Here is an 11597-nt window from a genome sequence, read left to right on the forward strand (position 1 = left end):
GGTGTACTTATCAGAAGTGTTTGAGTGGTTAGCGATGTCCACGGTAGCACTTGCCTGGTTGTTAACGACCTTTGGCTCGTACCATTTGAGGTCATCTTGTCCCTTGTCTGCCGACCATACCGCAGCGCGCACATGGGCAATCTGCTTGGTGTCAGGTGTGCCTGTGACCTTGATGGTAAAGTTGGTTTTATACTCGTCATAGCCGACCACTTCGACCTTGGCTGGTGCCTTCTCGGCAACGGGTTTGGCTGTTTCAGTCGGTGTTGAGGAAGTTGGTGTTCCTAAATATTTTACAGGGACATAACTACGACTGCCAGAGTAGCTGACGTAACTGATCCACAGATGGTTGTCGTTCTCAACAGTTTTGTCATAGTTGGCTTTTTCACCTGCAGTGTAGTAGTCGCGGTCTGGTGCTGACATCTTAGGCTCACTCTTGACCCCAACTCGCTCAGTAAAGGTATAAGTCCCACTAGCTGGTAGACTTTCCTCTGGCGCTTGGGAAGCAGGAGTAGTTGCGCTGGTTTCAACAGCAGCACGAACTGCAATAGCAGGACTAGCTTCGGCCGTAGGCGTCGTCTCACTAACAGTACTTGATTCAGCAGGTGTTATAGTTGTTGCCTGAGAGGGTTCGGTGGTTGGTGGGACGGGTGGTTGCTCTACAGATGTTTCATTAGCGGCTACTTTACCAGAAGCCAATAGCATTCCCAGAAAAACAGGAATTGTCAAGTAGAACTTCTTGCGTTGATTTTTCATGATCATCCTCCTGGACTTATTATAGCATACAACCATTAATCATGCTACTTGCTTTATAATTTTTTATTCGTGAATTGACCTGAAAATAATAATTTCATGACGATTTTTTATAAATTCTTATTTATGGCTGATCTTTCTGGTCAGAAAGTCACCTAAAAACTGAATACTAAAAATCAAGAGTAGAATCAAGAGAGTAGCAACCCAAGTCACGTCTTGGTTAAAGCGGTTATAACCATAAGAAATGGCAGTATTACCAAGCCCTCCGGCTCCGATAGCGCCAGCCATAGCAGTTTCACCGACCAAGGAAATCAAGGTGACGGTTGATACACGAATAAGGTCAGGTAACCCTTCGCTCAAATAGACCCAGATGATGTCCCACGTTGTTGCCCCAGAGGCTTGTGCGGCTTCGATGACACCCTTGTCCAGCTCTGCCATGACCACTTGAACCTGCCTCAGGAAAAAGGCAAAAACAGCGACCGATAGGGAAACATTAGCAGCATCAGCTCCAAGAGTGGTTCCAATCAACAGACGGGTCAGAGGGGCTAAAATTGCCAAGAGAATAATAAAGGGAATAGCACGGAAGATAGAAGCAATTTTATCCAAGATAAAATGAATACCACGGTGTTCCAAAACCCCGCCAGGAGCAGTCAAAACGAGGAAGAGCCCCCCGAGGAGACCGGCAATCCCACCGATAATAAATGGAATCAAGGTCATGTAGAGGGTGTTATAAATAGCCATGCCCCAGCCTGCATCACCAGACCAACCTAGCTTGTAAACATTTGGGAGATAGGTTTCAATGAGCTGAGCAATCGGTTGTAGAAATGATAGCATATTACACACGTCCTTTCAAAATGACAGTAGTGATACCAGAAGCTTCCAAAGCCAAGAGCGCTTGGTCCAGTTTCTCACCAGTTAGTACAGCGACCAGCTCCCCAACAGGAACACCGTCCAGAATCTCGATATTACCATAAAGGATATTTGACGTCACTTGATAACGACGGTCGATGTCGTTTAGGACAGGCTCATCTGTCATCTGACCAGCATACTTGAGTTGGACGAGAGCTGATTGAGCAGGCAGTTTTTTGACAATCTCTTGTTGATAAATCTTAGCCAGAGCTTCGTCAATGCCAGTCGCGACTTTGATAAAGTCTCTGGTCAAATCCTGTTTGGGATGAGAAAAGATGTCCAAAACCGTTCCTTCCTCAATAAGCTCACCATTTTGCATAACAGCGACACGGTGACAGATGTCTTTGACAATCTGCATTTCATGAGTAATCATGACAATGGTTAAGCCCAATTTCTGGTTGAGTTCCTGTAGGAGAGAGAGGATTTGCTTGGTTGTTTTAGGGTCGAGAGCAGAAGTCGATTCGTCAGAAATTAGGATTTTAGGGTCATTTGCTAGAGCTCGCGCAATAGCGACCCGCTGCTTTTGACCGCCTGATAACTGAGCAGGGTAGCTGTCTGCACGTTCTGCCAAACCAACCAAGGTTAGGAGGTCATCAACTTTTTCTGCTCGTTCTTCTTTGGTTAATGGCGAGTGCTTGAGGGCGAAAGCCACATTCTCCCGTGCTGTTTTTTGTGCCATCAGGTTAAAGTGCTGGAAAATCATGCCGATATTGCGGCGCTTCTTACGCAAGTCAGCAGATGAGAGCTGAACTTTTCCATCTGCAAAAAGGATATCCCCATCCACAGTTACTTGTCCAGCACTAGGAACTTGTAGGAGGTTGATGGCTCTGACAAGGGTTGATTTTCCTGCGCCAGAATAACCGACGATACCATAGATATCCCCTTGCTTTATATGGACGCTGACATCTTTGACAGCGTCGATTTTTTTGTTTTTTTGATGAAAGGTAATATCAATGTGCTCAAGAGCAATAATTGGATGACTCATAACTTGCGATTAACTCCTTAACTAATTGGATATGGCTATAGTAGTCCACCAGACGAACATTCTCATCCCCGCCATGGTCACGACTATTAGGGTGTCCGATACCGATAGAAGCCATTGGCACACCTAGACGACTATGTACCTTGTGCATGGGGCCTGTTCCTGCTGAGGTTGGCAAGACAGATACTCCGGCTGGCGAGTGAGCTTTAGCCAGTTCAATCAAGCGTAAGATGGCAGGTGCTGACAGGTCGCTTCGGTAGCTTTCTTCCCCTAGAGTATAGGTGACGAGGATGTCGGAAAAGCCGAGCTTTTGCAAATGGTTCTTAACACAAGCAAGGACATACTCTGGTGTCAGACCAGGAACCAAGCGTATCTCCATCTTAGCTGAGGCAGTTGAGGGCAAAATGGTTTTCACCCCTTGTCCCTGATAGCCTGATGTTAAGCCTTCAATGGTCAACGATGGTTCAAAAAAGTAGCGTCTCAAAAATGCTTCCTGCTCAGTCACTAGGGTGGGAAGGGTCAAGCCGTAGATGTCTTGTAGTTCCTTAGGATTATCCAGTGCGTACTGTTTCACTAGGTCTAGCTCGCGCTGGTTAGGCGGTAGAACGTGGTCATAAATCCCATCGATCAATAAGCGACCGTCAGTTGCACGCATGCTCTGAAGAGCAGCCAGCAGTCGCCAGCTGGCAGATTCGATGACCCCTCCATACTTGGAATGAATGTCAACGTCAGCTGACTGGATAGACAAATCAAACGTTACAATTCCCTTATTACCCCCAGTGATTTCAAGCTGGTTCCGACTGTTTTTGATGCCCTGCTCCCAGATTAGCAAATCTGCTGGTACCAGTTGGTCATGGTAAGTCTCTAAATAATGCTCTAAGTCAACAGAAGCTGACTCTTCCGCGCCTTCCATGATGAAAATCACATTTACAGGCAGGTCACCGACCTCATTGAGGTATTTTTTGACAGCTGTTAGACGGGCTGTGATGTGTCCCTTGTCATCATCTACCCCGCGACCGTACATGTATCCCTCGCGAATGGTCAAGGTGAAGGGGTCAGAAGTCCAAGGCTGGTCATCGTCTGCTGGCACGGTATCATAATGGTTATAAAAGATAATCGTCTTAGCATCGGGATGAGGACTTTTAAATTTAGCCAAAACAAAGGGAGCTGTATAACGGTCATCAACCAGAACATCAGCGCCGCTATCTTCAAAAACCTCTGCTAAATAGGTGGCGACTTCCTTTAGACCAACTTGCTGGGCAAAAATCGATTTTTTAGAGATGAGCGTTCGCAAGACGTCCATGTAAAACTGAGTGGTCTCGTCTTGTTCAAATGCTTGTAGCTCTTTTTGAGAAGCTGTAGTGGTCATTTCCTATCCTTTCTGGGCTGGGTTGGTTAAACGACAAGAGGCTGGGACTGAGTCCAAGCCTGCTGTATCGTGCAAGATAATTGTGTTCTTACCAAACGGGAACATCAACATTGTTTGATGTTTCTGCGATAATTGCCTTAATCTCATCAGTGTGATAAGCTTTGACTAATTTGTTAATCAACTCAGCTTTGTCAGATTTAGCCCAATCTTTTTGACCAGCTAGGACGTTAATCCATTGTTTGGCTGCCTCGTCACTTGCTTGCTCCTTATAGAGAGATGTGGCGTAGTCAACACCAGCAGGAACAGCATAGCTGTTATTGATGATAGCTGCGTCAACAGATGGGAGGGCTGGTGCGGTTTGGCTGGCATCAACTTCTTTGATGGATAATTTCTTAGGATTTTCCTTGATATTGGCGATAGTCGCTAACTCAGTTCCAGACACATCGAGTTTGATTAAGCCTGCTGCTTCAAGCACGTAGAGGGCCCGACTTTCGTTGGTTGCATCGTTTGGTACAGCAATCGTCGCACCGTCTGGGAGTTCGCTGACTGATTTGTACTTGGCTTTGCCATCTGCGGTACCAGAGAAGAGGTTAATTGGGCTGATATAGGTTTCAGCGATGACTTCGAGCTCTTCCTTGTTTTCAGTGTTCCAGTTATCCAAGAAGTTGTAGTGTTGGAAAGCGTTGATGTCGACCTCGCCATCAGCCAAAGCCTTGTTTGGCTGGGAATAATCGGTAAACTCCTTGTATTTTAAGGTGATGCCATCCGCTTGGAGCGCCTTTTCAATGGCTTCCCAACGGGCAACATCAGAATCTGATTTTGACATCACACCAACGGTCAAGACTTTTTCAGCCTCTTTATCGGTTGCTGAGTTTTCTGACTTAGCACCACAAGCTGCCAATAAGGTAGCAGCAGCCAAGCTTAATCCTGCAAATTTAATCGCTTTTTTCATGTTTGTTTCCTCTTTCTTTTCAAAACTGTATCTAGTATGCCATAAAACAGAAGACTTGACAAATTGTTAAATTTTAGGACTGGTTATAGTTTTAAACTATAACGGACCACTAAAAAGTCCCTGCACCATCTCGGCAACAGGGACATAAATCTTACTTGATATCAGTAGCCTCTGGCAAGTAGCTTCCTCCAAGGAACTCTTGTGAGAGTTTTTCAAGGGTGCCATCTTCGTAAAGTTCTTTGATACGCTTGTTCGCAAAGGCTTGAAGTTCAGTTTCTTCCTTACCAAAGAGGAAGTAGACATAAGGTTTTTGTGCAGTGTCAAGGTCAAGTTCAAGAATTTCAATGTTATTCAGACCTTGCTCTTCAACAATCGTCTTCACAGACTGTGTTTCAAAAATTTTGTAGTCATACTTGCCGTTATCCAAGTTTAAGAGGATTGGGGCGATATTTTCTTTGGTAAACTCAATTGTCGTTTGTTTATCTGGGTTAGCTTCATTATATTTTTGAAGCATGTCGGCAGTCGCAGTTCCTTGCACGACTTGTGTTGATTTTCCTGCGATGTCTGCATAGCTCTTGATGCCTGAGTTTTTGTTAACTGCCAAAATCAGCGGGTTAGTAGCAATTGGTGCAGAGTAAAGGTATTTTTCTGCACGCTCATCGCTGTAACTGATGTTATTGGCACCAATTTGGTAGCGGTCTGAGTCTAGACCAGCGAAGATAGATGACCATTCTGTTTTTTGGTATGTCACGTCATAGTTACTGCCTTCAAAAACAGCTTTTGCCACTTCGATGTCATAGCCAGTCAATTCGCCATCTTTCTCAAAAGAGAATGGTTTGGTTGTGCCGACAGTTGCCAAAGTCACCGTTTTTTTGTTGGCAGCTTCTGATGAACTGCTGGCATTTGAGTTTGACGCATTGTTTCCGCAAGCAGCAAGGACAAGGCCTGATGCGATGGTAATAGCACTGAGTTTAAGTAGAGATTTGAATTTCATTTGTTTTCCTCCATTTTTCATGTTATCAGTCTATCACGAATATTTGCGAAAAACTATTACATTTCTTTTATGGAGGTGATAGGCGTTTTCTATCGCTTATCTTGTTTGACAGAATGTGCGCTTGTGGTTAAAGCGAATTTATTGCCGATATTGGTGCCGATAGGCAATGACGACTACTGGTATGATCAAAGCACATAAAACGATAGCCATTGTACTCCAGTTGGTCAGGAGTAGGCTACCGATACTGACCCCAACGATGGCCAATGTGATGAGTGCCAGTGATAACCTGCGCCAGCTATTTTTCAGACAAAAATAAGACAGTTGCACCAGAGCAACCCCAAGCCATGCTAGACCTGCCAGCCAATAGTGATTGGTCCAGTTGAAGGCAACTGAGATGAGAGCGACAACAAAGAAGAGGAGTTCAGATTTTCCTTTCATGCGACACCTCCTAATGTTTTATAGACTTTTCTCGCCTTAGTAAAGAATACTAGACTCAAGATGAAACTGGTTAAGGGGAGGAAGTAGTGGGGCAGTAAGAAAAGCCAAACTAAAACCATACCAGTCGTATCGTCTCCAACAGGCAAAGGCGGTACCCCAAGGTGAAAGAGAATGAAAGCTGTTGTTAACATTATTACCGCCGAGATAAAAAAGGTGACAAACAACATGATGTTTTTGAACATGGTAAACACCTCCTCGATGTCATTATAGCAAAAAACATAAGAAAGCGCCAACAAAACGATGTTTGGTAAAGTTTTGGTTAAGAGTACAGACATCGTTATGGCATTTTAGAACATCAAAGCTAGTGTTGGAACTAATTAAAGAGACAGATTCGTTTTCACGATTTTGGCATCCAAAAACCTGCCTCTTGTCGGAGGCAGGTGTGGTTGTTAAAGACTGGCCAAGACTTGCTCGACATGGGCAAGGGCTTTTTCTTTACCTAGCAAGTAGATGGTGTCGGGTAGCTCTGGACCGTGCATCTGTCCAGACACAGCGATACGAATGGGCATAAAGAGGTTTTTGCCTTTGATGCCCGTGTCTTTCTGCACTGCTTTGACCTGAGCGGAAATGGTTTCTGGGGTAAAGTCTGCGTCTGCTAGCTCTGCTATTTTTTCCTTAAAGCTAGCTAGAACCGTCGGAACGGTCTCGCCTGCCATAAAGGCGGCTTCTGCCTCCCCGAGAGCTGGGAAGTCCGTAAAGAAGAGGTCCGTCAGCGCGACAATCTCATCCGCTGAACTCAACTGCGGCTTATAGAGTGCGATGAGTTTATCGCTCTTGTCTGTCAGGCGACCTGCTGCTTCCAGATAGGGTGTGCAGAGGGTAACGATGGTCTCAAGATCCGCTGCCTTGATGTACTCTCCACTCATCCAGTCCATTTTCTTCTGGTCAAAGGCCGCAGGCGACTTGCTCAGGCGGTTCTCATCAAAGAGCTTGATAAAGTCCTCACGACTGAAGATTTCCTCCTCACCGCCGGGGTTCCAACCCAAGAGAGCGATGAAGTTAAAGACCGCTTCTGGCAGGTAGCCTTTCTTACGGTAGTCTTCGATGAACTGCAGGGTATTGGTATCCCGTTTGGATAGTTTTTTACCCGTTTCAGAGTTGATGATGAGGGTCATGTGACCGAACTCTGGCGCTTCCCAGCCCAGAGCCTCGTAAACCATGAGCTGCTTAGGGGTGTTAGCAATATGGTCATCTCCACGGATAACGTGGGAAATCTCCATGAGATGATCGTCAATTACCACCGCAAAGTTATAGGTCGGGTAGCCGTCAGCCTTCTGGATGACCCAGTCGCCACCCACATTGCTCCCCTCGATAGCAATGTCACCCTTGACCATGTCCGTCCACTTGTAGACACCTGCTTCATTGACCGCTAGACGCACGGTTGGCACGATACCTGCTGCTTCACGCTCCGCGACATAGGCTGCTTTTTCCTCATCAGACATGCCTAGATACTCGTTGATGTAGCGCGGTGTCTCACCAGCTTGTTCTTGCCGTTCCCGCTCTGCTTCCAGCTCTTCCTTGGTCACATAGGACTTGTAGGCCAAGCCATTTGCTAGGAGCTCATCGACGTATTGTTGGTAAATCGCTAAACGCTCAGATTGTCTGTACTGGTCATGAGTTTCTGGGCTTTCGTCCCAGTCAATCCCCAGCCACCGCAGATTTTCCAGCTGAGAACGCTCACCATCTTCCACATGGCGCTCACGGTCGGTGTCCTCGATACGGATGATAAAGGTTCCCCCGTGATGACGAGCGTAAAGGTAGTTAAATAGAGCTGTACGGGCATTGCCGATATGGAGCAAGCCTGTTGGACTTGGTGCATAGCGCACACGAATTGGTTTGGACATAGGTGTCTCCTAACTGTACATTTGTCAATACCTTCCATTATAGCATATTTTAGAGAAAAGAAGTAATGAATTGTCGTTTTTTACGATGAGTTAGGTGTGTAGACCCAATTAGTGAGCAAGAGCCCCATCGTCTGAGGCTTGGACTGTGAGAAGACTTGTGCTATAATAGTCAGCATGAGAGTTGTTGCGGGACGATTTGGGGGCAGGCCCCTCAAGACTTTGGCTGGTCAGACGACTAGACCGACGACAGATAAGGTAAAAGGCGCCCTATTTAACATGATTGGCCCTTATTTTGAAGGGGGTCGGGTTTTGGATTTGTATGCCGGTAGTGGCAGTTTGGGCATCGAGGCGATTTCGCGCGGTATGGACGATGCTGTGCTGGTTGAGAGAGACCGCGGAGCGCAAGCCATTATCCAAAAAAATATCGCTATGACAAAAGAGCCTGAGCGGTTTACACTGCTGAAAATGCCAGCCGAGCAGGCAATGAGGCAACTTGACGGGCGCTTTGATCTCGTCTTGCTTGATCCGCCTTATGCCACGGAGCAGATTGAGGCGGACATCACCTCCTTAGAGGAAGCTGGTCTTTTGGCTGATGGGGTGCTTGTGGTCTGTGAGACTGATCGATCGGTGGAGTTGCCAGAGGAGATTAGCCAGTTTGGCATTTGGAAACAAAAAATCTATGGAATCAGTAAGGTGACGGTCTATGTCAGGTAAAGTCGGTTTGTTTACAGGGTCCTTTGACCCCATGACCTTGGGACATCGTGATGTGATTGAGCGAGCCAGTCAGCTCTTCGATCAGCTCTACGTTGGTCTCTTTTACAATCAAGATAAGGTTGGCTTTTTACCAATTGACCAGCGATTAACCATGCTAGAGCAGGCAGTGGCTGATTTGCCCAATGTCAAGGTGATTACCAGCCAAAATCAGCTGGCTGTCGAGGTAGCAAGGCAGTACGGTGTGACCCATTTGGTACGAGGCTTGCGCGATGCGACAGATTTTGCTTATGAGGAAAATCTGAGTGTTTTTAATCACCAATTGGCACCGGAACTAGAGACTGTTTTTTTGCTGAGTCGACCGGAGCATCGTCATCTCTCATCGAGTCGAGTGCGCGAGCTCATTCATTTTAAGCAGGACATTAGCCGCTATGTTCCTGCCAACATCATCACAGAAATGGAGAAAAACAATGGCAAAACTGAAAAAGCATAAGTGGTGGTTAGTTCCTGCGCTAGCCTTAATCGCTCTATTTTATGCAGTCTTTGTCCCTATCGGTGGTTATTATTTGGAAATGCCTGGCGGTGCTTACGATATTCGGACCGTTCTGACGGTTAATGACCAAGAAGACACCGATGATGGGTCCTATAATTTTGTTGCGGTAACAGTCAGTCGTGCGACAGTCGCTCAGATGGTTTACGCTTGGTTGACCCCATTTACAGATGTCAGCACTGAAGAAGAAGCTACTGGCGGACAAAGCCAGGAAGATTTTTGGCGGATTAGCCAGTTTTACATGGAAACGTCTCAAAATGAAGCCATCCACCAAGCCCTGAAGCTAGCAGGTAAAGATGTTACTATTTCTTATAAAGGCGTCTATGTCTTGGATGTCAATGAGGACTCGACGTTTAAGGATATCCTGCATCTGGCAGATACTGTGACTGGCATCAACGGTAAAACCTTCAACTCTTCAAAAGAATTGATCGACTACGTCGGTAGCCAAGCCTTAGGTGATAAAGTCACTGTTCAGTACACCAGTCAAGGTGAAAACTTGTCTGCCGAAGGCAAGATTATCAAGCTTAAAAACGGGAAAAATGGGATTGGTATTGGTTTAGTTGACCATACGGAAGTGTCAACGGATGTGCCTATTGACTTTGCGACAGCAGGCGTCGGTGGTCCAAGTGCAGGTTTGATGTTTACACTAGACATCTACGACCAGCTGATTGATGAGGACCTCCGTAAGGGACGTGTGATTGCTGGAACTGGCACCATCGAACCAGACGGAACAGTTGGTATGGTTGGCGGGGTTGATAAAAAAGTAGCATCAGCCCATAAAATCGGTGCAAAAATTTTCTTTGTCTCTGCCAAGGAACTGACGGCTGAAGAAAAACAAGCAGCTCCAAACCTAAAGAGTAATTACGAAGATGCCCTTTCAGCTGCCAAAGAACTGGGGACAGATATGACCATCGTCCCTGTCAAGACAGTACAGGATGCGATTGCCTACCTCAAGAAGAATTGATTTAAAAATGTTGAACAGGTTGGAACAAGAGTTCTAGCTTGTTTCGTTTTGGTCAATTCTAGCACTTCAAGTCTAGCTAGAGTAGCTCTCCCAAGGTCTCCTATCTTTTGCTCTGCTATTTTTCTAAAAAATGATATAATGGTAGAAAAGAATAAGAAAGTGTCGCGATGAGAAAAGATATTACCCCCGAAATGTATAACTATAACAAATATCCTGGTCCGGTTTTTGTTAGCTTTGACAATCAAGTCAAAAGCGATGATGTGGTCTTTACGATTGTAAAAAACACGAGTGAAACCTTTGATGCGGAGAGTTTCACCCAGCGTTTTTCTGAGATTTTGCTCAAGTACGATTACATTGTTGGGGATTGGGGAAATGAGCAATTACGGTTGCGCGGTTTTTACCGTGAGGACAACCCTAAGCAGACCATGACCGCTATTAGCCGTTTAGACGACTATTTAAAAGAATACTGCAACTTTGGTTGCGCTTATTTTATTTTAGAAAATAAGGAACCAAGGCAGGTTGTGTTTGAAGAGGAGCAACAGCCAAATCGTCGTCGTCGGCCACGTCGCCGCAGATCAGGCATTGATAGGCGGTTTGAGGAGCGTTCAGAGCAGGCAAAGCCAGCTTTTCAAAAAAAATTACGTCAGACCTCTGCAAGCACCTCGTCAGCTAAACCAGAAAAAGCAGCCGTTCAGCAGAAAGGCTTCAATATTCGGCAAAAAGGAGAGCGCTGATGACCTGTCGTCGACTGATTCAGGGGGCGACACTGGCTTATGCTATTTTCTACCATTTGTCAAGTCTATCAAGGTTTTAGAGAAAAAATAATTTTCATACAGTCATCAAAATAGGGAAGTGACCTTACTTTACACTAAAGATTTACATAAAAAGTGTATACAAAACCAACACCTTATTTTGTGATTTTTGAAATAAGGTGTTACAATAATATGGCATAAACAATTTTACTGATTTTGGGTTAAAGTGTAATCGTAAAGTTTGTTATGCATAATGAGGTAATACATTGTCCGAATGAGACGATGTATGGAGGCAATCGTGTGTGGCTTGGTTGAAGTCGTT

General features: G+C 45.5%; 13 protein-coding genes. 4 read left to right on the forward strand and 9 right to left on the reverse strand.

The window, feature by feature from the left end; all coding sequences use genetic code 11:
• From A3GW_RS11945 to gltX, 9 genes are all read right to left on the reverse strand, one after another.
• Positions 1-753 (reverse strand): SH3 domain-containing protein (locus A3GW_RS11945; RefSeq protein ID WP_018368544.1); only part of this gene is annotated, 753 nt, incomplete at its 3' end.
• A gap of 117 nt (positions 754-870) precedes the next feature.
• Positions 871-1563, reverse strand: coding sequence for a methionine ABC transporter permease (locus tag A3GW_RS0106845; protein ID WP_026216638.1), 693 nt, complete (start codon positions 1561-1563; stop codon positions 871-873).
• Between the two features lie 22 nt (positions 1564-1585).
• Complete coding sequence (locus A3GW_RS0106850) at positions 1586-2644, reverse strand: methionine ABC transporter ATP-binding protein (protein WP_018368546.1); 1059 nt, start codon at positions 2642-2644, stop codon at positions 1586-1588.
• Complete coding sequence (locus A3GW_RS0106855) at positions 2619-4010, reverse strand: M20/M25/M40 family metallo-hydrolase (RefSeq protein WP_018368547.1); 1392 nt, start codon at positions 4008-4010, stop codon at positions 2619-2621. Before A3GW_RS0106855 ends, A3GW_RS0106850 begins: the two co-directional genes overlap by 26 nt.
• Positions 4011-4098: 88 nt before the next feature.
• Positions 4099-4962, reverse strand: a complete 864-nt coding sequence (locus A3GW_RS0106860) for a MetQ/NlpA family ABC transporter substrate-binding protein (RefSeq protein WP_018368548.1) — start codon at positions 4960-4962, stop codon at positions 4099-4101.
• Positions 4963-5113: 151 nt separating this feature from the next.
• Positions 5114-5956 carry a transporter substrate-binding domain-containing protein gene (locus A3GW_RS0106865; protein ID WP_018368549.1) on the reverse strand — a complete coding sequence of 281 codons (843 nt, stop codon included), beginning with the start codon at positions 5954-5956 and terminating at the stop codon, positions 5114-5116.
• Between the two features lie 138 nt (positions 5957-6094).
• Positions 6095-6394: a hypothetical protein gene (locus A3GW_RS0106870; RefSeq protein ID WP_018368550.1), complete on the reverse strand. Its 300-nt coding sequence runs from the start codon at positions 6392-6394 to the stop codon at positions 6095-6097.
• A complete protein-coding gene (locus A3GW_RS0106875; protein WP_018368551.1) occupies positions 6391-6636 on the reverse strand; it encodes a hypothetical protein in 246 nt (81 codons plus the stop codon). Before A3GW_RS0106875 ends, A3GW_RS0106870 begins: the two co-directional genes overlap by 4 nt.
• A 207-nt stretch (positions 6637-6843) precedes the next feature.
• Complete coding sequence (gene gltX / locus A3GW_RS0106880; RefSeq protein ID WP_018368552.1) at positions 6844-8298, reverse strand: glutamate--tRNA ligase; 1455 nt, start codon at positions 8296-8298, stop codon at positions 6844-6846.
• A gap of 165 nt (positions 8299-8463) precedes the next feature.
• Here gltX and rsmD point away from each other — a divergent pair, with 165 nt between their 5' ends.
• The 4 genes from rsmD (at position 8464) to A3GW_RS0106900 (ending at position 11257) form a co-directional block, all read left to right on the forward strand.
• Positions 8464-9012 carry a 16S rRNA (guanine(966)-N(2))-methyltransferase RsmD gene (rsmD, locus tag A3GW_RS0106885; protein WP_233275315.1) on the forward strand — a complete coding sequence of 183 codons (549 nt, stop codon included), beginning with the start codon at positions 8464-8466 and terminating at the stop codon, positions 9010-9012.
• Complete coding sequence (gene coaD, locus A3GW_RS0106890) at positions 9002-9502, forward strand: pantetheine-phosphate adenylyltransferase (RefSeq protein ID WP_018368554.1); 501 nt, start codon at positions 9002-9004, stop codon at positions 9500-9502. Before rsmD ends, coaD begins: the two co-directional genes overlap by 11 nt.
• The gene (locus tag A3GW_RS0106895; RefSeq protein WP_018368555.1) at positions 9480-10523 is read left to right on the forward strand and encodes a SepM family pheromone-processing serine protease; all 1044 of its coding nucleotides are present in this window, start codon (positions 9480-9482) and stop codon (positions 10521-10523) included. Before coaD ends, A3GW_RS0106895 begins: the two co-directional genes overlap by 23 nt.
• Before the next feature lie 167 nt (positions 10524-10690).
• Entirely contained in the window at positions 10691-11257 is a 567-nt protein-coding gene (locus tag A3GW_RS0106900; RefSeq protein ID WP_018368556.1) for a YutD family protein, read from the forward strand.
• The last annotated feature ends 340 nt before the right edge of the window (positions 11258-11597 follow it).

It is taken from the genome of Streptococcus entericus DSM 14446 (assembly GCF_000380025.1).
GTDB lineage: Bacteria > Bacillota > Bacilli > Lactobacillales > Streptococcaceae > Streptococcus > Streptococcus entericus.